We start from the raw sequence: 21,926 nt of genomic DNA, 5'->3' as shown, positions 1-21,926 counted from the left end.
ACAAAATCATCAACAATCTGTGAATGGAACGAATTCCATTTTTCCTTAGAAAGGAGGTGATCCAGCCGCACCTTCCGATACGGCTACCTTGTTACGACTTCACCCCAATCATCTATCCCACCTTAGGCGGCTGGCTCCTAAAAGGTTACCCCACCGACTTCGGGTGTTACAAACTCTCGTGGTGTGACGGGCGGTGTGTACAAGGCCCGGGAACGTATTCACCGCGGCATGCTGATCCGCGATTACTAGCGATTCCAGCTTCATGTAGGCGAGTTGCAGCCTACAATCCGAACTGAGAATGGTTTTATGGGATTGGCTCGACCTCGCGGTTTTGCTGCCCTTTGTACCATCCATTGTAGCACGTGTGTAGCCCAGGTCATAAGGGGCATGATGATTTGACGTCATCCCCACCTTCCTCCGGTTTGTCACCGGCAGTCACCTTAGAGTGCCCAACTAAATGCTGGCAACTAAGATCAAGGGTTGCGCTCGTTGCGGGACTTAACCCAACATCTCACGACACGAGCTGACGACAACCATGCACCACCTGTCATCCTGTCCCCCGAAGGGGAACGTCCTATCTCTAGGATTGTCAGGAGATGTCAAGACCTGGTAAGGTTCTTCGCGTTGCTTCGAATTAAACCACATGCTCCACCGCTTGTGCGGGCCCCCGTCAATTCCTTTGAGTTTCAGCCTTGCGGCCGTACTCCCCAGGCGGAGTGCTTAATGCGTTTGCTGCAGCACTAAAGGGCGGAAACCCTCTAACACTTAGCACTCATCGTTTACGGCGTGGACTACCAGGGTATCTAATCCTGTTTGCTCCCCACGCTTTCGCGCCTCAGCGTCAGTTACAGACCAAAGAGTCGCCTTCGCCACTGGTGTTCCTCCACATCTCTACGCATTTCACCGCTACACGTGGAATTCCACTCTTCTCTTCTGCACTCAAGTCCCCCAGTTTCCAATGACCCTCCACGGTTGAGCCGTGGGCTTTCACATCAGACTTAAAGGACCGCCTGCGCGCGCTTTACGCCCAATAATTCCGGACAACGCTTGCCACCTACGTATTACCGCGGCTGCTGGCACGTAGTTAGCCGTGGCTTTCTGGTTAGGTACCGTCAAGGTACGAGCAGTTACTCTCGTACTTGTTCTTCCCTAACAACAGAGTTTTACGATCCGAAAACCTTCATCACTCACGCGGCGTTGCTCCGTCAGACTTTCGTCCATTGCGGAAGATTCCCTACTGCTGCCTCCCGTAGGAGTCTGGGCCGTGTCTCAGTCCCAGTGTGGCCGATCACCCTCTCAGGTCGGCTACGCATCGTCGCCTTGGTGAGCCGTTACCTCACCAACTAGCTAATGCGCCGCGGGCCCATCTGTAAGTGACAGCGTAAACCGTCTTTCAGCTTTTCTACATGAGTAGAAAAGGATTATCCGGTATTAGCTCCGGTTTCCCGAAGTTATCCCAGTCTTACAGGCAGGTTGCCCACGTGTTACTCACCCGTCCGCCGCTAACTTAAAAAGCAAGCTTTTTAAGTCCGCTCGACTTGCATGTATTAGGCACGCCGCCAGCGTTCGTCCTGAGCCAGGATCAAACTCTCCGATAAAGAGTAAGATTAGCTCATTTGCTAAACTCTAGCTTTTTGTTACTTTGTTTTCATCTTTATAACGCAAGTTATAAAAACGATTATTGTTGACGTTTTGTTTGTTCAGTTTTCAAAGAGCAATCTCGTCTGCTTCCTCATTCTTCCAGAAGCGACTTTCTTAATATAACATTTGACGTTTTTTGTGTCAACTGTTTTTTAAAAAAACTTTTCCGCCGTTTCAGCAACATTTTGTGTTGTTTTAGCGACGGATATAAATATAACAAGTTATTTAGTTAGCGTCAATACTTTTTCTAAAAAAACTTTAATCTTTTTTCGAAACCTTATAATAGCGGTGATAAACCTTAGGACTTTTCGTTTCCACATCCACCACTTCAATAAAATGTTTTTCAATTAAATATTCAACAAGCATTCCTAAATCAACAGAATATACAAGAAAAAGCTCTTCATTCTCCATAAGATCATTAAATGACCAATACTCTTTCTCCTCCAGTATATCTGAAATATGCTGAATGCTCATTTTTGTCTTTGAATGGATGAGGAACTCGCTTGCCAAAAACAACAATTCAAGTCTTTTTTCCAAAGGCTCTTCACTGTTAATCAATTCAACATATAATTTATAAATCTCTGGTTCAATCTGTTTAACCTGACTCCAAACAGTCACCTCGGGGTGAAACCCGTTTTCGATGACCGCAAGCCTTGCTAAATGATGCAAGGAGTGAACGACATCATTATATGCATCAAGATAATGTTTGTTCTCAAAAAATGCCTTTCCATCCATATATCTTCTGATAAGCTTGGCAAACTCCACACCCATCTTCCGCTTTCTTTCAGAGACAGGAAAATCCTTTAACTCACTTTTGAGCTGCGAGACAAACTCATTGCGGTCAAATATAACTCTCCCATTGTACAGCCATTCAAAGATTTTTTTATTTGTCCCAAGCAGGATCCATTTTTTCAACTGAGTCTCTGTGATGACATGAAGTGCTGCCTTTTTATCTGTATACGTATAATGCTTAATGAAAATTGGCTTTTCCGCCTCTTTTACGATGATTAGCATCACCGAGTCAAATGTATCTGTTACCGTCATTTCTTTTTGTCTTTTTTCTATCATCAGAACGCCAAGTGTGTTCGCTTGGCTCGCTCTTTCTTGATAAATCGGACGAAGAATGTCTTCCATCATTGCTCCCCCATCATAAAAAATTCGTTAATTATACTTTCGATATATTGTTCTAAAATTCCTGCCTTTCACTAAATCGGACAATAATCCCCGGCAAACTTTATGATACGTTTTTCTAATGAGCACATAAAAGACAAAAAGAGGAGTCATCATTTTTTAAATCCCCCGCCGGCATTTGGTGGGCAATTTCAAAAAGAGACATCCTCTTTATACTTGCTTAGTGCGCTTCGTTTTTTGCACATTCAGGACATGTTCCATAAATTTCTAAGCGGTGATGACTGATTTTAAAACCTGAGACATGACTGGCGAATTGTTCTACCTCATCCAGTCCAGGATAATGGAAATCCACTATCTTCCCGCAATCCTTACATATGATATGGTAATGATGGGAAGTGATAAAATCAAAGCGGCTTGAAGAATCACCATATGTCAATTCCTTTACAAGACTCACTTCTTTAAACACTCTTAAATTATTATAAACAGTGGCCACACTCATATTTGGAAATTTGCCTTCCAGTGCTTTGTAAATTTCATCGGCAGTCGGATGTGACATTGAGCTTATTAAATATTCAAGTATCGCATGACGCTGCGGGGTAATGCGCACTCCTGTTTCTTTTAGTTTATCAAGAGCTTCCTGTAACTCATTATGTTCCACAGACATGCACCCCATTTCTAAAAAGTATTCTTATTTTATAATGTTTATAATTAGTGTACTAACAAAATCATGCTTTTGTCAATAAGAATGGCGGAATAGACGTAAATCAGACTGATATTGTGTTATCATTTGTCTAAAACTAGAATGATTCTTTTTCTATACTTCTTATTATATTCGATTGGCCATATATAATGCTCTTATCTTCCTAAATAAAAAAAGGCAGACCAACCATCGTGGTCTGCAACATATATCTGAGGAGGTATGCCCTAATATAATGTATTCACAACTTGTATATTGGAATGGACAAAAGCCTCAGCCGTAATAAATTAGGCTAGAAAAGCTTATCGTTTTTTCAGTTCTTCAGCAATCTCCTCTACATGACCGGCCACTTTGACCTTTCGCCATTCACGGACAAGTCTACCCTCTCTGTCGATAAGAAAGGTGGAACGTTCAATACCCATATATTCCTTCCCGAAGTTTTTCTTCAGCTTCCAGACTTCGTAGCTTTCTGCTACTTGATGATCTTCATCTGCAAGAAGCAGGAACGGCAAGCCGTGTTTTTCAATAAACTTTCTGTGTTTATTGACAGGATCAGGACTTACTCCAAGGACAACTGCCTCAAGCTCTTCGAAGATAGCATGGCTGTCTCTGAAATCACACGCTTCTGTTGTACATCCAGGTGTCATATCTTTCGGATAAAAGTATAAAACAACATTTTTCCCAATAAAATCTGACAATTTAACTGTCTCTCCATTATTTGCTTCTAATGTAAAATCAGGTGCTTTCTCTCCTATAATCACACTCATCATTCTTCCTCCATTACTATTATTAATAATAGCCTAGCGAAAGGAGCATTTTTTTTCAACTTACATCCCTTTTAGCTGTCCATATCAAGAACTGCTCTTGCCACAAATGCCGCAGGAATTGTATAGCCGATAAGTGCTTCTATTACTACAATCAATCTTCCAAACCCGATTGGCGCCAAGTCGCCGAAGCCGACTGAAAAAAGAGTGATGCCACTGAAATATATCCCTGTTTGAAGCATATCTATAAAATGCAGGGAAGAGTCATACATTTGTTCACTTTCATTGTAGACCTCTACCCCGTTGAGCTGAAGGAGTGTGTAGATTAAACCAAATCCTATCATAATGGTGATATAAACAAAGAATAAGTATATAAAGTTCTCAAAAGAAACCCATTTTTCTTTCAGACGATAAGGAACGAACAATGTTCGCAAGCTCATCATGATAAAAAAAATAATCATAGCTAACAGAAAATAAAAAAACACGTTCCTCCCCCTTATCTGCTTTTCTTTTTAAAAATGTATGCTTGTCTTTCTACATAAAGACCAGAGCATCAGGCAAAGTAGTACTTACAATAGCTTTATCGTTTATCTTCTGAAAAAAAGTGCTAAAATTATGATGAACATCATTTAATAATGATAGAAGATTTAGGAGGAATATCATGCAACATAATAATTCTGAGAGATTACATGAGGAAGCACTTAAAGTAATCGTCGGGGGAGTCAACAGCCCTTCTCGTTCGTATAAAGCAGTTGGCGGCGGAGCTCCTGTCGCTATGGAAAGAGGACAAGGAGCCTATTTCTTCGATGTGGATGGAAACCAGTACATTGATTATTTGGCAGCATACGGCCCAATCATTACAGGACATGCTCATCCCCATATAACAAAAGCTATCACTCGAGCAGCAGAAAGTGGCGTTTTGTACGGGACACCGACACCGCATGAGGTGACATTCGCTAAAATGCTTCAAGAAGCTATTCCCTCTATGGAGAAAGTCAGATTCATGAACTCTGGAACAGAGGCGGTCATGACAACGATCAGGGTGGCACGTGCCTATACTGGCAGAAACAAGGTTATTAAATTCGCAGGCTGTTATCACGGCCACTCCGATCCTGTCCTTGTTGCAGCAGGTTCAGGTCCATCTACACTGGGCACACCAGATTCAGCTGGCGTACCTGCTGTGATTGCCGCTGATGTTATCACTGTTCCTTTCAATGATATCGATGCCTTCAAGGATGCAATTGAGAAATGGGGACCAGAAATTGCTGCCGTCCTTGTCGAGCCAATAGTCGGTAACTTCGGTATTGTCGAGCCTGTTGAAGGTTTCCTTGAATTAATTAACGAATATACCCATAATGCTGGAGCTCTTGTCATTTATGATGAAGTAATCACTGCCTTCCGCTTTACATACGGCGGTGCCCAGGATTTACTAGGAGTAAAGCCAGATTTAACAGCATTAGGGAAAATCATCGGCGGAGGTCTTCCAATCGGAGCTTATGGAGGCAAAAAGGAAATTATGGACAAAGTGGCACCGATTGGACCCGCATACCAAGCTGGTACACACGCCGGAAATCCTGCTTCTGTGCTTTCAGGAATTGCCTGCCTTGAAGTGCTGAAACAAAAAGGCGTATATGAGCACTTGGATAGATTGGGTGCTTTGCTTGAAAAAGGGATTGCTGATGCGGCTGCATTGCATAAGGTGCCGATTACTATTAACCGTCTAAAAGGCGCACTTACTATTTACTTCACGAACGAAAAGGTTATGAATTATGAGCAGGCCGAAAACACTGATGGTGAATTATTCGGTAAATTCTTTAAGTTAATGGTAGAACAAGGTGTTATGCTTGCACCTTCAAAATATGAAGCATGGTTTATTACCATTGCTCATACCCAAGAGGATATTGAGGCAACAATCCATGCTGTCAACAATGCTTTTGAAGCATTGGCGAAAGAACTATAAAAACCATCTAAAACAGAGAGCAGTTATATTGCTCTCTGTTTTATAAATCACATAAATCTGCATGATACAACGTTTAAATTCTCCTGTAAAAACTTTTGCAACCTGCTAAAATCCAACAAAGCATATTCCGCAGCATTACATTTCATTAATTTTTCATGAAAAAATCATATAATCATTAAATGACTATTGATGTTAACAGTCAATCACTGTATAGTACATTATTGTTTAGTTTTTCTATAATTTGTTTAAAGTATAGATATACTAGGCTACTTAAAATGTATGAGAGAGGATTATTTCTATATGACTTTAGGAGCGCGCATTCTTAAGACAGGAATCGCCATCGTTTTAGCGTTGCTGCTTGCCCAAACACTGCAAGTGCCAACACCTGTATTCGCAGGAATTTCCGCAATCTTTGCGATACAGCCTACTATTTATCGATCTTACTTATCTATTATAGAGCAAATACAAGGTAATATTATAGGCGCAATTATCGCTGTTGTTTTCGTACTCAGCTTCGGCAACAATATCTTTATCATTGGTCTTGCCGCGGTAATTGTAATTACGATTAATTTAAAGCTTAAACTAGAAAAAACAATCATTTTGTCAACAGTAACGTTGATTGCAATTATGGAAACGACGACAGATGACTTTATTACATTTGCGATTATACGATTTTCAACTATAATGCTGGGGATTCTATCAGCGTTTATCGTAAATCTCGTATTTTTGCCTCCAAAATATGAAAACAAGCTGTATAACAGCATTTCTGATATTAGTGAAGAAGTTACAAAGTGGATACGCCTGAATATTAGGCATGCATCTGAACATAGTCTACTAAAGAATGATATCGACAAGATTTCTGACCGGATTATTAAAATAGACCAGTTGTACTTAATGTATAAAGAAGAAAGAAACTATTTTAAGAGGAATACGCCTCTTAAAGCGAGAAAGCTTGTTATATACAGGCAAATGATTAACACGCTTAAAAGATCATTCCATACTTTAAAGAAATTGCACCGTTTTGAAAATGAGCTTAAATCATTGCCGGAGAATTTTCAAAATATCATCCAGCAGCAGCTTGATTGTCTGATCCATCATCATGAGCATGTGATGCTGAAGTTCATTGGTAAAGTGAAACCGAATGTCACCTTTGAGGAAGGGAATATCACCCTTGACAGGAAGGAACTATTCTACCAGCTTATCAACCACTACCGTGAAACAGTTGATGAGCGTATATGTGAACACGACGAGGAAATGGTGCAGTACCATGCAATGCAAATCATTTCTGCAATCATTGAATATGATGAAAATGTGGAGCATTTAGATACACTAATCACCACGATTCAAGTACATCATAAGCATGAACCGGAAGTTAAGATAGAAGAATAAAAAGAAAGGATGTCCTTGATTCAAGGACATCCTTTCTTTTATTTATACTCCAAGCTGCTGTATTTGAAACAGATTAAAGTAATGACCTTGAAGCTTCATCAGCTGTTCATGGCTGCCATCCTCAACAATTTCCCCATTGTTAATTAAGACAATGCGGTCTGCATGAGTGATGGTCGAAAGTCTATGGGCAACAATTAATGTCGTCCTTTCCTTTGCCAGTTTCTCAATCGCTTCTTGAATAGATTGCTCACTTTCCAAATCAAGAGCAGACGTAGCTTCATCCAAAATGAGAATTGGCGGATTCTTTAAGAATACACGGGCAATGGCAACACGCTGCTTTTGTCCGCCGCTTAGCTTTACTCCTCTTTCGCCAACCTTTGTTTCATATTTATCTGGGAGCTGCATGATGAAGTCATGTGCGTTAGCAGCCTTTGCTGCTTCGATTACTTCTTCCTCTGTTGCATCTGGCTTTCCTATCATAATATTCTCTCTGATTGATTCACTGAATAGAATATTTTCTTGGAGAACCATCCCGATTTTATCCCTTAAGGTTCTTACTTGAAAATCGCGGATATCTTTTCCGTCAAGAAGAATACTGCCGCCAGTAACATCATAAAAGCGCGGAATCAGACTGATCAGTGATGATTTACCGCCGCCGCTCATCCCTACAAAAGCAATTGTTTCTCCTTGCTTTATATTTAAAGTGATATTTTTTAAGACACGGTCATCCTTTTGATCGTAGGCAAAATCGACATTCTGAAAACTAATATCCCCTTTAACATCCACACATGGGACAGCTGTCTCCTTATCTTGAATATCGTACTTTTCATCTATCAGCTCAAAAACACGATCCATTGATGCGATTGACTGTGTCAGTGTAGTGGAAGAGTTCACCATTCGTCTCAGCGGATTATACAGCCTTTCAATGTATGCAAAGAAAGCTACCATAGCCCCTAAAGACAGCTGACCGCTGATTACTTGATAGCCTGAATAGGCAATTACGATTAATGGTGAAATATCCGTAATCGTATTAACCACAGCAAATGCTTTTGCATTCCAGCGTGTGTGATCTGTTGCCTTTTCCAAGAATGCACTATTATATTTTTTAAAGTGTTTTTGTTCATGATCTTCTGTTGCAAAACTTTTGATGACCGAGATTCCCTGCACTCTTTCATGCAAGAAGCTTTGCACTCCTGCTAAAGCCTGCGATCTCTCTCTTGTCAGCGTACGTAAGTTTCCGAAGAAATGTCTGATAGATAACGCATAAAACGGCAAAAGAATAATCGAGATAATCGTCAGCTTCACATTCATCGTCAGCATTATTCCGATCGTAATTAAGATGGTAACACCATCAAGCCATAAGTTCATCAGGCCAGTCAGGATAAAGTTCTTCGTTTGCTCCACATCATTAATTACGCGGGAGATAACCTCCCCTGCCCTTGTATTTGAATAATACTTCAAGCTCAGTTTCTGTAAATGAGAAAACAGCTGATCACGAATGTCATAAAGTATTTTATTCGACGTCCACTGGGCAAAGTATTGGCGGTAATATTCAACAGGCGGCCTAATGATGACAAAGATGATTAACATTATACCCATCATCTTCAAAAGGCTTGTTATTCTCTCTTGTTTATCCAAGTCTGTTGCGTTAATAATGTCATCAACGACAAATTTAAGCAAAAGCGGAATGAGCAAAGGAATAGCGAATTTGATGATACCAATGATGATAGTTCCTATAATTTGCATTCGGTAAGGTTTTACGAAATGCAAATATCTTTTAATACTGTCCACATTCTCTCCTCTTTCCTTTCCAAAGTTGTTATGTAAATAAGTAATTAGAACAAAGCTTCCAAACAAGATGTTATTTTACCACTAGCACAAATCAAAACAAAAGAAAAAGCTTGCTGAACTCTCAACAAGCTATTCCTCCTTATTTATTAACTTCTGTACGTTAAATACCTTTCATACCATAAATCAATAAAATCTGGTGCAAAGGGACCTTTTCTTTGGCGTATCCACTGAATCAATTGATTAACATGCGATTTCAAGATACGGTCAATCGCATCTGGATACTTCATTTCCGCACGGTGACGCTCATACTCGTCCTCATCAAGGAGGTTGAAAGTCATATCTGGAAAAATTTTAATATCCAAATCATAATCAATATACTTCACTGCTTCTCCATCATAAATAAATGGCGAACTAAGGTTACAATAATAATGGATTCCGTCTTCCCTTATCATTCCAATTACATTAAACCAGTATTGGGAATGAAAATAGCATATTGCCGGTTCACGGGTGACCCATGTTCTGCCGTCTGATTCTGTAACAATTGTCCGATCGTTACCGCCTATTATTAAATTTTGCGTCCCTTTAAGTATCGTTGTTTCGTCCCAGATTCGATGGATGTGCCCATTATGTTTGTAGCTATGAATTTGTATTGGTTCACCCTCGATAGGTACGCCCATTATTCTCCCCTACTTTCATTTTGCGGACGCTTTGCAACCTACTTACATTTAAATATTCTAATTCCCAATCAAGGCAACAAAGAACAATTCCTCTTTTTTCTATTATTATAACGGTTAATAGAAAAATTTAAAACAAAAGAACCATTGAAATTGCAGAAGGGATAAGAAATATTTAATGTTACCTATCAAATGGAGCTTAAATTCATTTCGTTTTGCTGGTAAACCTTGATAACTTTTTCTGTCTGCATTTCAAATATTCGCTGAATCTCTTTCAGCTCCATCTCCATATTCAGGATCTCAACCTGCACTTCCTTCAGCTCTGTTTCCTTTTGCAATTGCTGCAATTGTGCCTCTATTTCCTCACACCGCTCCAGCTCACTTTGCAAGTACAGCAGCTTTTCCATAATCTTCATCTGTTCTCCTACTAATCCATTGAACACGTTCATGAACATACACATCCTAATTCATATTTTTAGCAAGGATTTAATTACCTCTCATTTTAAAAAAGATATTCTACTATTCCCTCTTCACTGCTGACTTTTAAATTTTGGTGTTTTTTTGCTCTGTTGATTATTTCCACTTCAAGTCCCTATTTCCTTTGACTACTTCTGTAGACTAACAAGAGGTTTTGTCGAACTTTCCATTAGGAGTATACGAGGATTTTTTTAGGAGAAATAAGAGAAGACACTTTCCTCTAAGAAAAGTGCCTTCATCTTTTAGCTATAATTATGAGTTTTTAGATTTGTTTTGCTCTGCTTGAGCGTTTTGTCTTTTTACTTCTTGTACGTCAGTTTCGCTAGCGAATTCTGTACCGAATTGTTGACCAGAAGTTACTGAAGCGTTTTGTTGTTTTACTTCTTGGATGTTAGTACCAGTTTGTGTGCTACCTGCTTTTTTAGCCATTACTATCACCTCCACGAATATAATTTGTCCCGGATGCAGAAGTTCTATCCATTATTTTTTTAATTTCAATAAAATCCATATAAAAAAGCACGAGATTAACTCGTGCTTTAAATTCTGCTAAGACCCTAATTAAGCTGTTAAATCTTTTGCAATTATTCCATAGTAAAGCTGTTAACCTGGGGGGCTATTGAAACTTAGCTGGAAAACAGTCGCAAGCGAAAATGGAAGCTTATATCTTAATATTAATATTTGTAGGACTGTCCGCCGTCAATTGGAATAACAGTCGCATTGATGAAGTTAGCTTGATCAGACAGCAGGAATGCAACTAAGTAGCCAACTTCCTCTGGTTTTCCGAAACGCTTCATTGGGTTTGGTTCAACAAATTGTTTGCCGACCTCTTCCCAGTTGTCTGGGTCGATTTGCTTTAATGATCCTTCTACCATTGGTGTCATAATTGCACCTGGCGCGATCGCTTTAATGCTGACTCCATATTGGCCGTACTCAATTCCTGAGTTGCGAGTTAAGCCGACAACGCCGTGTTTGCTTGCTGCATAGCCGGATTGGTTTCCAACACCGCGGATTCCACCTACAGATGCAGTATTAACAACAGACCCAAAGCCTTGTTCTCTCATAACTTTCAATACGTATTTCAAGCCATAAAATACACCATTTAAGTTTATGCTAACGACTTTTTGGAACTCGTCTAGACCGAAATCTTCCGTAAGATCCTGTTTACCTTCAATACCAGCATTATTGAAAAAGCTGTCAATTTTGCCGAATTTAGCAACCGTTTCGTTTACATAGCTTTCAACTGCCTTCTCATCGGCTACATTTGCTGTAATAAGCAAAACTTCTGCTTCTGGTGTTGTTGCAAGCACTTGTTTTTTTGTTTCTTCTAAAGAAGCAGTATTTAAATCCACAAGGGACAGCTTAGCTCCTTCTTTCGCAATTTGCAGAGCGGAAGCCTGTCCTAAGCCAGAGCCAGCGCCTGTAATTAACACAACTTTGCCATCAAAACGATTTTTCATCGTCCTCTTCCCCCTTTTCATGTTTAAGCCGTAATTGAATTATTGTGCAGTATAACCGCCGTCTACTATCAAGCTGTTCCCTGTCATATAAGAAGAATCATCAGAAGCTAGGAACAAGACAGCTTTTGCCATTTCTTCTGCTTTGCCGAGACGTTTTACAGGTGTTGCTGCAGCGAGTGCTAATTTGCTTTCTTCTGGAATGATTGGTGTATCAATAAATCCAGGGCAAAGCGCATTTACACGTATATTTTGTTCTGCATATTCTAATGCAAGAGAGCGAGTTAAGTTAACAACGCCACCTTTTGCCGCATTATAGGCAGCAGAACCTGGTGAACCAACCCATCCGTACATGGAAGCTGTATTGACGATCGTGCCTCCTCCAGCTTTCAACATTTCGCGGATAGCTTCACGTGCCACTAAGAAAACACCATCTAAATCTACATTTACTGTTTGGCGCCATTCGGAATAGTCCAATTCATGTGAAGGCTGAACACGGCCAATACCTGCATTGTTGAAAACAATATCAACTTTGCCAAATGCATCTATCGTTTGCTTGAAGATATTAGCAACCTCATCTTCACTTGTAATATTAGCTTTAACGAACAGAGCTCCAGCGTTAAGCGCTTTCAATTCTGACTCGAAGGCCTTTCCTTTTTCTTCATTTAGGTCTACAAGCACAACTTTAGCACCTTCTGAGACAAATAAACGTGCTGTTGCTGCGCCAATACCAGACGCGCCGCCTGTAATAACTGCAACCTTATCTTGTAATTTTCCCATTGTAAATCCCCCTAAAAAATATGCTTACATATTCCTATAAAAAGTACTAGACTATTTGATGAATATGCTTAATTACAAATTAAATTTTACTCTTTTGTTCACAATTAACAATCATTAAGATATCATTAAGTGACTATTAGTTAGACACTTGCGATAAATCTGTCTATTTTCAGGGAGGTTTTTTTCATGGATCAGGAACATCCGGCAACAAATCGGCAAAACCGGACGAGAGAACATCTGAAGCAAGCATTAATAGAACTTATAAAAGAAAAAGGCTATCACGCTGTCACAGTTAAAAACATTGTGGACCATGCCTCCTATAACCGCAGCACCTTTTACATTCACTACCCTGATAAAATAGAACTGGCAGAAGATTTGCTTGTTTCAAAGCTGGAAGGTTTAGAAGCAGCAGTCGGCAAACCATACATGCATGGCCATAAATTTTATACAGAAAAGCTTAATCCGCAGTCTTTCAGTATTGTTGCTTACATATACAAAAACCGTAATTTTTTTGAGCTGATAAAGTATGAAGATACATTACCAAGATTACATACTAACTTCCCGCAGACTATTTTGAAAATCTATAAAGAGCAATTCATCTTTGATACAATTAACCATATCCCTGTTAACATGGATTATTTTAAACGCTATACGGCTTACGGCTTCTACGGGCTAATATTAAATTGGATTCGGGACGGCTTCAAGGAATCACAAGAAGAATTCATCAAAGAAGTAATTGAACTATCCAAGACTCATATTCAATCGTTTGAGTTTATTGGCAAATTAGCTCATAAACATTAGAAAGGACCGGAAGCCCCGGTCCTTTTCCTTATACTAATAAAGAGATTCCTCCATCGACAATAATTGTCTGCCCTCTTATCATGCTTGCATCATCGCTAACTAAAAACATGACAGCATTCACCATATCATCTATTTCTACAATTCTGCCTGCAGGCGTTCTTTCTGCAGAATGATTTAACAGCTCTTCCCTGTTTGGGAATGACTTTAATGCCTCTGTATCAATCGCTCCACCAGAAACAGCATTAACTACAATATTCATTGGTGACAGTTCAACAGCTAAATACCTTGTCAATGCCTCCATTGCCGCCTTGCTCACACCTACTGTTGTATAGTTCTCTAAATATCGGATGGATCCTAATGAGCTGATGCTGACAATTTTCCCGCCGTCTTCCATTAGCCTTGCTGCCTCTTGCGCACAAAACAGCAGCGCCTTGCTGTTTATATTCATCGTCCAATCCCAATGTGATTCCTCAAGCTCCATAATTGGTCTCAGCACTCCAGATGCGGCATTGTTAATAAATACATCCAGTCTGCCAAATTCCTCCTTTATTTCAGTAAACATCGCTTTAATCTTGTCCACATCGCCGACATTCGCCCTTACTATAAGAGCCTTTCTGCCGAGTGCTCTGATTTCCTCTGCCGTTTCCTCTGCAGCCTTTTTGCTTCTTGCATAATTTATAACGATATCATAACCAGCTGCTGCGAGCTTCAGTGCTGTTGCTTTTCCAATCCCTCTAGAACTGCCTGTAATTAAAGCTACTTTATTTTCCATCCTTTTTACCAATCCCTTCCGTCATTATTTCGCTTCACATTTTACCTGTTCCATGCATAGTTCGCAATCAACAACAACACAATACTTATAGATAATAAGGGAAAGAAGGTGCTTATATGTATGTCGGCAGAGATATGACTGAACTGGCAATGATTGATAAATCTGAATGGAAAGACAGCGAACTCGCCTACTTTCATCATTCCTTGCAGCAAATGACCCAATACTTGAATGTGGAAGGTGTCTCTATCCATAGAAAAATTATCGAGGAAATCGAAAATCGCGGCGGGCTGAAAAGGCAGGAAGCCGATTGGACCCATGGCACAGAAGTCAGCTATGATTAAAATAAAAAATGCCTCTCCCAAAATAAGGGACAGGCATTTTTATTCTGCTTCAGGGATAAATTTGAGCATTTTCTGATGTGATACCGGAAAAGGATATGGTTCAATTTCCTTGGCATTCACTCTTTTTAATGTGTTTGTTTCTTCTTCAAGCTTGATAAGCTTCCCTTTATATACCGTAATCTGCCAAATAAGGTGTGAGAAAACATGTTCAATCCTTGTGATGCTTTCCTCCACTTCAATAGTTGCTCCATATCTGCTCAACATCTCTGCCTTTAACTGCTCTGCTTCACTTGTAAGTGTCTGCACTATTTCCATATTAGGAAACTCCCAAAGGTTGGCAAGCAATCCTTTATCTGGGCGTTTGTGAATTAAGGTTCTGCCATTTTCATCTGCTAATATGACTGCAGCTAGCTGAACTGTCTTCTGTTTTTTACTCTTTGTCTTTACTGGTAATTCACCTTGTGTGCCATCCATAAAAGCCTGGCAGTGCTCACGGACAGGACATAATAGACAGGAAGGAGATGTTGGTGTGCAAATAAGTGCTCCTAGCTCCATCAATGCTTGGTTAAAATAGGACGGATTTTCATGAGATATTAACATCCTCACAGCTTCCTCAAAGGTTTTTCGTGTTTTTGGCTTAGCGATATCTTCCCATATCGACAGAATTCTCGATAAAACCCGCATCACATTTCCATCTACGGCTGGTTCTGGTACACCGTAGGCAATGCTGAGAATCGCACCGGCAGTATATGGGCCCACTCCGCGCAATGTTGCTATTTCTGCTGGAGTATCCGGAACAACACCACCATACTTTTCTCGTACTTCCTTCACAGCACTATGTAAGTTCCTAGCACGAGAATAATATCCAAGTCCTTCCCAAGCCTTGAGCACTTTCTCCTCTTCTGCATCTGACAATGCATTAATGGACGGAAACAGTTCAATAAACCGGTTAAAATATGGAATAACAGTATCCACCTTCGTCTGCTGAAGCATGATTTCTGAAACCCAAACCTTATATGGATCCTTGTCCTTGCGCCAAGGAAGGTCACGCTGTTCTGCTATGAACCAATTAAGTAAGTCATCTCTAAATTGCTGTATGTCCAATTGGCTTTTTCCTTCTTCTTTCACTTTTACCCTCCACCATGTTAATATTTTGTGAAATGGGGAATAACATAAAATGTGTTCTTCTAACCCATTTTGGGCTTTTATGAAAACAATCCCAATGATAAGGTATAGATAATGTTTCTCTTTCACAAAGTAAACAGAGATAATTTTTTCAGTTAGTCTAAAATCAAAGTGTATCTTTACTGATAAAAAAAATAAAGCTATTTTTTATAGAAATTATTAGAGCATTATCCATTAATTGCTTATGCAAAATCAGGGAGGTAATTTATTTTTGGATACTGGGACACATGTAGTAATGGGATTAGCGCTAGGAGGCTTGGCGACTCTTGATCCAGCAGTTGCAGGAAGCCATGCGACAACAATAAGCGTGATGATTGCAACATTAGCCGGTTCTCAAGCTCCTGATGTCGATACTATATTAAAACTAAGAAATAACGCAGTATATATTCGTAATCACAGAGGTATAACTCATTCAGTTCCTGCTGTGGTACTATGGCCGCTAATAATTGTAGCTGTTTTATATCCGTTTTTTCCTGAAGCTAACTTGCTCCATTTATGGATGTGGACATTTATTGCCGTGTTCCTCCATGTATTCGTCGACATTTTCAATGCATATGGGACACAAGCTTTAAGACCATTTTCTTCTAAATGGGTAGCACTCGGTTTCATCAATACATTTGATCCAATTATTTTTGCTTTGCACGTAGTTGGTCTGTTTATTTGGGCTTTCGGAGCACCACCTGGATATACTTTCCTCGTGTTATATATCGTGTTGTTTTTTTACTATATACTCCGCTATCTGGCCCAAAGAAGGGTGAAGCATAAAGTAAAAGAAGTCATACCTGATGCAAACACTATCATCCTGTCTCCAACGATGAGATATGGCCATTGGCGTGTCGCCGTAATGACAGATGAGTATTTTTATGTCGGCAGAGCACATAACTATAAAATTGAAATTTATGACCAATTTAAGCGGATTGCCATTCCATCCACACCTGTGCTGGAAGCAGCAAAAACAGACAGCAACCTGTCTGCTTTTCTTTCCTTCTCCCCAGTATATCGCTGGGAAGTTACAGAGCTAGAGGATCAATATCAGGTCCGATTTATTGATTTGCGCTACCGCAGCAATGGGCATTATCCATTTGTCGCTGTCGTCCATCTCGATACAAATCTGAACATCATTTCCTCGTACACAGGCTGGATATTTAGTGAAGAGAAGCTTCAGAAGAAACTTGACATAATAACAAACTAATCTGCTTGCACAAAAAATCCAGCATCTGCTGGATTTTTTTAATGGAAGCTTCGTTTATTTTCAGCAAGAAAGTCTTTATACTTCGGATTTTCCGCTACAAATTCATGGAGATTTGGACCATAATTTTCTATCCATTGGCTTACAACCTTCTCCGTCATTTCTGCTCCTTTATAATCTCTTCCCGCCTTAGCATATGTTGTTTCAAAATCCTCCCACAGCAGCTCTACCCATGTCTGTGCCTGAATAACTGTTATACTTTCATTTATCTCAAGCAATCTGTCCACAAGTTTTTTTTGATAATCATACATGAAAACTACCTTCTTTCCTTATAATTAACGCTTATAGTTTGTTTAACTGATACAAATACTATTGATGTGCAAGTATATATTATGAACTATAAAGGAGGAACAGCCCAATGGTTAAAGGGGTAGATAATATAAATGAGAACAAATTTGAAGGTGAGCCAAGAGCAAAACCAGAGTATGCATCTAAGAGAGCAGATGGCACAATTAATACCCATCCGCAAGAAAGAATGAATGCCTCATCACATAGACATAAACAATAAGAAGAAATTGGCATAAGAACGGTTGCCCGCTCTTATGCCTCTTATTTTTTCAATAAGGAGATGGGGATGCCTTCTTCTTGCCCTTCACCATTATCTCGCGTGCCCCACGCAAAAATACCATTCATATAATTAATCGTGAAATGCACGCCAGGATCTCCCTCAATTTCATACACTTCACCTTGTTTAAATTGATTCGGGTCGAGCAAATATGCTTTTGCCATTACGATTTTCCGTTCGAGCACGGCAAATTCATTGACGATGCCCAGTTGTTCTGCTTTTTTGGCCTTATCATTTAACTGGGCGATTTCAGACCGTAATTCATATTCAGACATCAAGCTGTACCTTTTCGTTTGCAATTGCTTCAGTTCCCCCTTCTCCTTCTATCTTGCTTTATTTTATATGACAAAAATGCTTTCAGCAAAAAAAATGAACTAGCGTGTTACGTGTTAATCTTCAAAGCTCTCCAATTCGTCCAGATATTTTTGAATTAACTCAATGGAAAAGCCTTTTCTGTATAAAAACTGCTTCATCTTCTGTTTAAATTCATAGCCTGTATATGCGGAAAATTTACGCTGAGCTTTTTCGCCGTGAACGCGTAATGCAGCTAGCTCATCTTCTTCACCTGTCTCGTCTAAGGAAAGCTTTACTTCCTTAATAACCGAACCTGGATAACCCTTTCTAGTCAAAGTCTGCTCTACCTTTTGCTTGGCCATTTTAAAGGAATTCTTCTTATTGCTGCTTAAAGCCTTGGCAGCAATTTTTTCGGCGTTTGCGAGCATAACATCAAAAGGAAGCTCCACTAACGCTTTGCTAATTAATTCATCTCCCAGTCCCTTTTCTCTTAATTCTCTTCTAATTAGTTCAGGACCCTTATCTGAAGTGTTTTTTTGTGTTCGTACATAGGAATAAGCATAATCCTCATCATCGAGAAACTTCATTTCGTAGAGCTTGCGAATGACTTCTGCGATGACTGTGTCTTCCTCGATTTTCGTGCGCAAATGTGTTCGGACCTCTGCTTCTGTTCTCTTCATCCTTGTCAAATATCTAACAGCTGTATGATAGCCTTTGCGGATTTCATCACTGTACTGTATTTGATTTAATAAAAGAGGATCAAGTTCCATCCCTTTGCGGAGCTGATACTTCACTAGGATTGATTCATCAACACTGAATGCATACTCTTCCTTGCCGGCCTTTTCCGTAAAAAGATTATATCGGTCGCTTAAATTTTTCTGCCTCGTAATTTTACTGATTTTCATTCCATTTTTCCCCCTTTCTCTATAAGTCGTCTGGCTAGGATTCAAATACATGTCAATATTATAATAAAAAAGAAATTATTTAGGGAGGATTACACAATGAATTTCCTGATTGCTGGCGGAACCGGCTTGATCGGTAATGCTCTAATAAAGAGTTTAACGCAAAAAGGTCATGCTATCTATTGTTTGACTAGAAGCAAAAATCGGGAGAACAGCGGACAATTATTTTTTGTTAACTGGGATGATGCATTAACAAGCTCTTCTGCTGCACTTCCTGCACCTATCGATATTGTTATTAATCTTGCTGGTGAATCACTAAACAGCGGCCGCTGGACATCTGAACGAAAAGAAAGAATCGTCAAAAGCCGTGTAAAGTCAACAGACAGACTTCTATCTATCATCAGAGAGCTTCCAAACAGACCAAAGCTTTGGATGAACGCCAGTGCAATCGGTGTTTATGGAACTTCCTTAAGCATGAAATTTACAGAAGAGTCCAGTCTAGGCAATGATTTTCTTGCAGATACTGTAAAACAGTGGGAAGCACATGCTGCTCATGCAACAGAGCAGGACATCAGAACGGTTTTTTGTCGATTCGGTCTTGTGCTCTCAGAAAAAGGGGGAGCTCTTCCGAAACTGCTTCTTCCCTATAAATTATTTGCCGGCGGAAATTTAGGGAGTGGAAACCAGTGGGCATCTTGGATACATATTAAAGATGTTGTTGCCGCAATGGAGTTTATTATAAATAATAATTCTATTTCAGGTCCAGTTAATTTTACAGCACCAGCTCCAGTTAAGATGAGTATTCTAGGTAAAGCGATAGGCAGACAGCTCGGCCGTCCGCATTGGCTGCCAGTTCCAGCTCCTTTTCTTAAGCTGGCATTAGGAGAAATGAGTGTGCTAGTTGCAGAAGGGCAGCATGTTTTTCCCTCTGTCTTGACTAAACATGGCTATACCTTTACATATGAGACGATAGATTCTGCCATCGCCAGCCTCTGCTGATGTATCTTTCCAACAAGAATGGAGACAATAACATTATCTTCATTTAGAAAGGATGTCAGCAATGGATAAGAAAAAAGCATTCAAAGGGAAACCAAAGCTTTCCAGCATGCAAGAGGTCACATATCAGCATGAATTTAAAATGGCGGATAGAGCTGCAAGCAGACAATCCGACCAAGGAAAACAGTAAGTCAATAAATACATTACATGGTAAAGCTGGGGATAACTTTCTAACTTATGAAAGCATTTTCATTTTTTATGCTTACATATCCCAACTTATCCACAAATCCACTAGGATAACCACATTAAAACTGTGGATATTGTGAATAAATCTGTGGAATACCACTCTCCTATAGTTTTCGCATGTGTATAAGTAAGTGAATAAGTACGCTCTTTTTCCACAGGGTCTAAACATGAAAAAATCCACTAGCAATTGCTGGTGGATTTCGTTTTCTTAAATAATTAGTATAATTGCAGTAAATTTAAATGAATATATTAAATACTTCTGCCAGCAGATATCTCTTCCTGAAGCATTCTCAGTTTATCTTGATAGTAACAGTACTTTTGGAAATAGAGATTTCTATCTAAACCTAATGCCGCTTTATTTGATTTTTGTGAGTACTTGTTGATAAGCCTTGCATAATATCGCATTTTTAGTGTTTGGATAATGGCATCCACTGGTATTCCTCCCAAGTATTTTTTGTTCTCTATAAAGAACCTATAAGCAAAAAAATATTACCTTTACAGACAATTTCTTTATAAAGAACAAATGTTGTTTGTTATAAAGTGTTAATAAATTAATAATACGTCGATATGTTCGTTATGTCAATAACTTTTGTTTCTTATAAAGAACCGTTTGTTATTTTGAAAAAAACCCCAGTTTAACCGAGGTTTTTCTTGCCTTACATATGCACAATTTTTGTGTAGAAAGCATTATCTTTTAACACTATTTCCTTTTCTAAATAGCTTGATTTAATACCAAAGTGAGGCTGAAAATATTTAATTGCCTTTCTTCCCTCTATTAAAAGCTTTATTGCCCTGTATGGCATATTAATTCCTGCTAAGCAGCTGTAATGAAGGCCGCCTGACATTCTTGGATTGATTTCAAGCAGCTTCGGTATACCGTTTTGATATTTCACTTGGATATTATAGATAAACGGGATTTTAAGGGCTTCATTTATTTCTTTTGCCAGCTTTAAGAGCAATGGATTGTCCTCCAGCTCCCTGAGCCTGCCTTTTCCCTTTTTTCTTGGGATAGCAGCCATCAATTTACCTTCATACGACAGACAGTCAATGCTGTACTCATATCCATCTAAATATTCTAGCACCATCAAAGGCGGAAAGGATTCCTGCTGCTTCAATATTTGATACGCTGAATCCAAGGATATATTAGCACTAATCCCTTGATAGAAAAGCTCATCAATGGAATCAAGCTTTTCCTGAATAACTCTGAAGCCGTTCCCTCCCTCTCCAATAACAGGTTTAAAGCAGACTTTATGACCTTTTTCTTTTAATGTAAAATATGCTTTCTTGAATTCCTCAGCAGTGTTAACAATCTCATAATCAGGTATGTTCACCGCGGTTTTAAGTACCGGATGCTCACTCATCAGCTTATATGTAGCTTCCTTATCATCAAGAACCTCCATCAGTGAAGAATCAGGACATACAAGAACCTTTACGCCAAGCTCCTCAAACTTGTGGAGATTTTTTGAAATAAGTACATTCTCTTTTCGTGGAACAAATATATTTATGCGATGAATTTTGCAAAAGCGCAAACAAAATTCAATATAATATTCCCCGCTAATATCTGGTTCGATAAATGCTGCATCACAGTAGCTTAAATATAATGCATGCTCATTAATGGAGGTGCCATACACCTCAAAATCATTTCCGTCAGCATTGTATTTGATCATGTCAATAAAGTGAGCAGCTGTTGTGAACCAATGATTAAACCATATTTTTTTCTTCATTTCTCTATCCTTTCCATAATACAAACATTGCAATTATCTCTCTCAAACTACTAGTATGCTCATGATTTTTTTATTTATACGCTAGACTAAGAA

25 protein-coding genes and 1 rRNA gene are annotated in these 21,926 nt (G+C 39.3%); 8 read left to right on the top strand and 18 right to left on the bottom strand.

The window, feature by feature from the left end; genetic code table 11:
* Nucleotides 1–49 precede the first annotated feature (49 nt).
* From MKX82_RS03200 to MKX82_RS03180, 5 genes are all read right to left on the bottom strand, one after another.
* Nucleotides 50–1,598: ribosomal RNA gene (locus MKX82_RS03200) — 16S ribosomal RNA — on the bottom strand.
* Nucleotides 1,599–1,899: 301 nt separating this feature from the next.
* Entirely contained in the window at nt 1,900–2,775 is an 876-nt protein-coding gene (locus MKX82_RS03195; RefSeq protein ID WP_233316423.1) for a nucleotidyltransferase-like protein, read from the bottom strand.
* 217 nt (nt 2,776–2,992) lie between these two features.
* The gene (perR, locus tag MKX82_RS03190; RefSeq protein ID WP_245399835.1) at nt 2,993–3,436 is read right to left on the bottom strand and encodes a peroxide-responsive transcriptional repressor PerR; all 444 of its coding nucleotides are present in this window, start codon (nt 3,434–3,436) and stop codon (nt 2,993–2,995) included.
* 335 nt (nt 3,437–3,771) lie between these two features.
* Entirely contained in the window at nt 3,772–4,236 is a 465-nt protein-coding gene (gene bcp / locus MKX82_RS03185; protein ID WP_237942232.1) for a thioredoxin-dependent thiol peroxidase, read from the bottom strand.
* A gap of 71 nt (nt 4,237–4,307) precedes the next feature.
* Complete coding sequence (locus tag MKX82_RS03180) at nt 4,308–4,718, bottom strand: ion channel (protein ID WP_233316396.1); 411 nt, start codon at nt 4,716–4,718, stop codon at nt 4,308–4,310.
* A 176-nt stretch (nt 4,719–4,894) separates the two neighbouring features.
* Here MKX82_RS03180 and MKX82_RS03175 point away from each other — a divergent pair, with 176 nt between their 5' ends.
* Together MKX82_RS03175 and MKX82_RS03170 are read left to right on the top strand one after the other, a co-directional pair.
* On the top strand, nt 4,895–6,193 hold the full coding sequence (locus MKX82_RS03175; protein WP_237940726.1) for a glutamate-1-semialdehyde 2,1-aminomutase: 1,299 nt from the start codon (nt 4,895–4,897) through the stop codon (nt 6,191–6,193).
* 300 nt (nt 6,194–6,493) lie between these two features.
* Complete coding sequence (locus MKX82_RS03170) at nt 6,494–7,582, top strand: FUSC family protein (RefSeq protein ID WP_233316394.1); 1,089 nt, start codon at nt 6,494–6,496, stop codon at nt 7,580–7,582.
* Nucleotides 7,583–7,624: 42 nt separating this feature from the next.
* Here the strand turns inward: MKX82_RS03170 and MKX82_RS03165 are convergent, their stop codons facing one another.
* The 6 genes from MKX82_RS03165 to MKX82_RS03140 all read right to left on the bottom strand — a co-directional run bounded on the left by MKX82_RS03165 (nt 7,625) and on the right by MKX82_RS03140 (nt 12,758).
* Nucleotides 7,625–9,373, bottom strand: coding sequence for an ABC transporter ATP-binding protein (locus MKX82_RS03165; protein ID WP_282581419.1), 1,749 nt, complete (start codon nt 9,371–9,373; stop codon nt 7,625–7,627).
* Nucleotides 9,374–9,519: 146 nt separating this feature from the next.
* Nucleotides 9,520–10,050, bottom strand: a complete 531-nt coding sequence (ntdP, locus tag MKX82_RS03160; protein WP_233316393.1) for a nucleoside tri-diphosphate phosphatase — start codon at nt 10,048–10,050, stop codon at nt 9,520–9,522.
* A 185-nt stretch (nt 10,051–10,235) separates the two neighbouring features.
* Entirely contained in the window at nt 10,236–10,496 is a 261-nt protein-coding gene (locus MKX82_RS03155; protein ID WP_233316392.1) for a YgaB family protein, read from the bottom strand.
* Nucleotides 10,497–10,776: 280 nt separating this feature from the next.
* A complete protein-coding gene (locus MKX82_RS03150) occupies nt 10,777–10,953 on the bottom strand; it encodes a gamma-type small acid-soluble spore protein (protein ID WP_233316391.1) in 177 nt (58 codons plus the stop codon).
* A gap of 242 nt (nt 10,954–11,195) precedes the next feature.
* Nucleotides 11,196–11,981, bottom strand: coding sequence for an SDR family oxidoreductase (locus MKX82_RS03145; protein WP_341074961.1), 786 nt, complete (start codon nt 11,979–11,981; stop codon nt 11,196–11,198).
* A gap of 39 nt (nt 11,982–12,020) precedes the next feature.
* Nucleotides 12,021–12,758 carry an SDR family NAD(P)-dependent oxidoreductase gene (locus MKX82_RS03140; RefSeq protein WP_233316389.1) on the bottom strand — a complete coding sequence of 246 codons (738 nt, stop codon included), beginning with the start codon at nt 12,756–12,758 and terminating at the stop codon, nt 12,021–12,023.
* A gap of 186 nt (nt 12,759–12,944) precedes the next feature.
* On the opposite strand from MKX82_RS03140, the gene MKX82_RS03135 reads away from it, so the two are divergent.
* A complete protein-coding gene (locus tag MKX82_RS03135; RefSeq protein ID WP_341074959.1) occupies nt 12,945–13,559 on the top strand; it encodes a TetR/AcrR family transcriptional regulator in 615 nt (204 codons plus the stop codon).
* Between the two features lie 28 nt (nt 13,560–13,587).
* On the opposite strand, the gene fabL is transcribed toward MKX82_RS03135, so the two are convergent.
* Entirely contained in the window at nt 13,588–14,331 is a 744-nt protein-coding gene (fabL, locus tag MKX82_RS03130) for an enoyl-[acyl-carrier-protein] reductase FabL (RefSeq protein ID WP_233316387.1), read from the bottom strand.
* A 116-nt stretch (nt 14,332–14,447) separates the two neighbouring features.
* Between fabL and MKX82_RS03125 the strand changes: the two genes are divergently transcribed.
* Nucleotides 14,448–14,672, top strand: a complete 225-nt coding sequence (locus MKX82_RS03125) for a hypothetical protein (protein ID WP_233316386.1) — start codon at nt 14,448–14,450, stop codon at nt 14,670–14,672.
* Nucleotides 14,673–14,711: 39 nt separating this feature from the next.
* Here MKX82_RS03125 and mutY read toward each other — a convergent pair whose 3' ends face one another.
* Complete coding sequence (gene mutY / locus MKX82_RS03120; RefSeq protein WP_341074957.1) at nt 14,712–15,800, bottom strand: A/G-specific adenine glycosylase; 1,089 nt, start codon at nt 15,798–15,800, stop codon at nt 14,712–14,714.
* 268 nt (nt 15,801–16,068) lie between these two features.
* Here mutY and MKX82_RS03115 point away from each other — a divergent pair, with 268 nt between their 5' ends.
* The gene (locus MKX82_RS03115; protein ID WP_233316384.1) at nt 16,069–17,049 is read left to right on the top strand and encodes a metal-dependent hydrolase; all 981 of its coding nucleotides are present in this window, start codon (nt 16,069–16,071) and stop codon (nt 17,047–17,049) included.
* 38 nt (nt 17,050–17,087) lie between these two features.
* On the opposite strand, the gene MKX82_RS03110 is transcribed toward MKX82_RS03115, so the two are convergent.
* Nucleotides 17,088–17,357: a YfhJ family protein gene (locus tag MKX82_RS03110; protein ID WP_233316383.1), complete on the bottom strand. Its 270-nt coding sequence runs from the start codon at nt 17,355–17,357 to the stop codon at nt 17,088–17,090.
* A 107-nt stretch (nt 17,358–17,464) separates the two neighbouring features.
* On the opposite strand from MKX82_RS03110, the gene MKX82_RS03105 reads away from it, so the two are divergent.
* Nucleotides 17,465–17,614, top strand: coding sequence for a small, acid-soluble spore protein K (locus tag MKX82_RS03105; protein WP_233316382.1), 150 nt, complete (start codon nt 17,465–17,467; stop codon nt 17,612–17,614).
* 41 nt (nt 17,615–17,655) lie between these two features.
* Here the strand turns inward: MKX82_RS03105 and MKX82_RS03100 are convergent, their stop codons facing one another.
* Complete coding sequence (locus MKX82_RS03100; RefSeq protein ID WP_233316381.1) at nt 17,656–17,970, bottom strand: YfhH family protein; 315 nt, start codon at nt 17,968–17,970, stop codon at nt 17,656–17,658.
* Nucleotides 17,971–18,060: 90 nt separating this feature from the next.
* The gene (gene recX / locus MKX82_RS03095) at nt 18,061–18,870 is read right to left on the bottom strand and encodes a recombination regulator RecX (protein WP_233316380.1); all 810 of its coding nucleotides are present in this window, start codon (nt 18,868–18,870) and stop codon (nt 18,061–18,063) included.
* Between the two features lie 96 nt (nt 18,871–18,966).
* Here recX and MKX82_RS03090 point away from each other — a divergent pair, with 96 nt between their 5' ends.
* Nucleotides 18,967–19,866, top strand: a complete 900-nt coding sequence (locus MKX82_RS03090) for a TIGR01777 family oxidoreductase (protein WP_237940723.1) — start codon at nt 18,967–18,969, stop codon at nt 19,864–19,866.
* Nucleotides 19,867–19,927: 61 nt separating this feature from the next.
* On the top strand, nt 19,928–20,053 hold the full coding sequence (locus MKX82_RS03085) for a YfhE family protein (RefSeq protein ID WP_233316378.1): 126 nt from the start codon (nt 19,928–19,930) through the stop codon (nt 20,051–20,053).
* 305 nt (nt 20,054–20,358) lie between these two features.
* On the opposite strand, the gene MKX82_RS03080 is transcribed toward MKX82_RS03085, so the two are convergent.
* Both MKX82_RS03080 and MKX82_RS03075 read right to left on the bottom strand, forming a co-directional pair.
* The gene (locus MKX82_RS03080; RefSeq protein ID WP_233316377.1) at nt 20,359–20,541 is read right to left on the bottom strand and encodes a hypothetical protein; all 183 of its coding nucleotides are present in this window, start codon (nt 20,539–20,541) and stop codon (nt 20,359–20,361) included.
* Nucleotides 20,542–20,765: 224 nt separating this feature from the next.
* A complete protein-coding gene (locus tag MKX82_RS03075) occupies nt 20,766–21,833 on the bottom strand; it encodes an ATP-grasp domain-containing protein (RefSeq protein WP_341074952.1) in 1,068 nt (355 codons plus the stop codon).
* Nucleotides 21,834–21,926: the final 93 nt, after the last annotated feature.

The organism is Niallia sp. FSL R7-0271 (assembly GCF_038005785.1).
Classification (GTDB): Bacteria; Bacillota; Bacilli; order Bacillales; family Cytobacillaceae; genus Niallia.
This window is presented reverse-complemented; position numbering and strand designations above follow the sequence as displayed.

Coding starts and splice junctions, on each gene's coding strand:
- MKX82_RS03195 (WP_233316423.1), bottom strand. CDS start 2,775: ATGGAAGACATTCTTCGTCCGATTTATCAAGAAAGAGCGAGCCAAGCG.
- bcp (WP_237942232.1), bottom strand. CDS start 4,236: ATGAGTGTGATTATAGGAGAGAAAGCACCTGATTTTACATTAGAAGCA.
- MKX82_RS03125 (WP_233316386.1), top strand. CDS start 14,448: ATGTATGTCGGCAGAGATATGACTGAACTGGCAATGATTGATAAATCT.
- perR (WP_245399835.1), bottom strand. CDS start 3,436: ATGTCTGTGGAACATAATGAGTTACAGGAAGCTCTTGATAAACTAAAA.
- MKX82_RS03175 (WP_237940726.1), top strand. CDS start 4,895: ATGCAACATAATAATTCTGAGAGATTACATGAGGAAGCACTTAAAGTA.
- ntdP (WP_233316393.1), bottom strand. CDS start 10,050: ATGGGCGTACCTATCGAGGGTGAACCAATACAAATTCATAGCTACAAA.
- MKX82_RS03170 (WP_233316394.1), top strand. CDS start 6,494: ATGACTTTAGGAGCGCGCATTCTTAAGACAGGAATCGCCATCGTTTTA.
- MKX82_RS03150 (WP_233316391.1), bottom strand. CDS start 10,953: ATGGCTAAAAAAGCAGGTAGCACACAAACTGGTACTAACATCCAAGAA.
- MKX82_RS03145 (WP_341074961.1), bottom strand. CDS start 11,981: ATGAAAAATCGTTTTGATGGCAAAGTTGTGTTAATTACAGGCGCTGGC.
- MKX82_RS03110 (WP_233316383.1), bottom strand. CDS start 17,357: ATGTATGATTATCAAAAAAAACTTGTGGACAGATTGCTTGAGATAAAT.
- MKX82_RS03155 (WP_233316392.1), bottom strand. CDS start 10,496: ATGAACGTGTTCAATGGATTAGTAGGAGAACAGATGAAGATTATGGAA.
- MKX82_RS03140 (WP_233316389.1), bottom strand. CDS start 12,758: ATGGGAAAATTACAAGATAAGGTTGCAGTTATTACAGGCGGCGCGTCT.
- recX (WP_233316380.1), bottom strand. CDS start 18,870: ATGAAAATCAGTAAAATTACGAGGCAGAAAAATTTAAGCGACCGATAT.
- MKX82_RS03090 (WP_237940723.1), top strand. CDS start 18,967: ATGAATTTCCTGATTGCTGGCGGAACCGGCTTGATCGGTAATGCTCTA.
- MKX82_RS03105 (WP_233316382.1), top strand. CDS start 17,465: ATGGTTAAAGGGGTAGATAATATAAATGAGAACAAATTTGAAGGTGAG.
- MKX82_RS03075 (WP_341074952.1), bottom strand. CDS start 21,833: ATGAAGAAAAAAATATGGTTTAATCATTGGTTCACAACAGCTGCTCAC.
- fabL (WP_233316387.1), bottom strand. CDS start 14,331: ATGGAAAATAAAGTAGCTTTAATTACAGGCAGTTCTAGAGGGATTGGA.
- MKX82_RS03085 (WP_233316378.1), top strand. CDS start 19,928: ATGGATAAGAAAAAAGCATTCAAAGGGAAACCAAAGCTTTCCAGCATG.
- MKX82_RS03135 (WP_341074959.1), top strand. CDS start 12,945: ATGGATCAGGAACATCCGGCAACAAATCGGCAAAACCGGACGAGAGAA.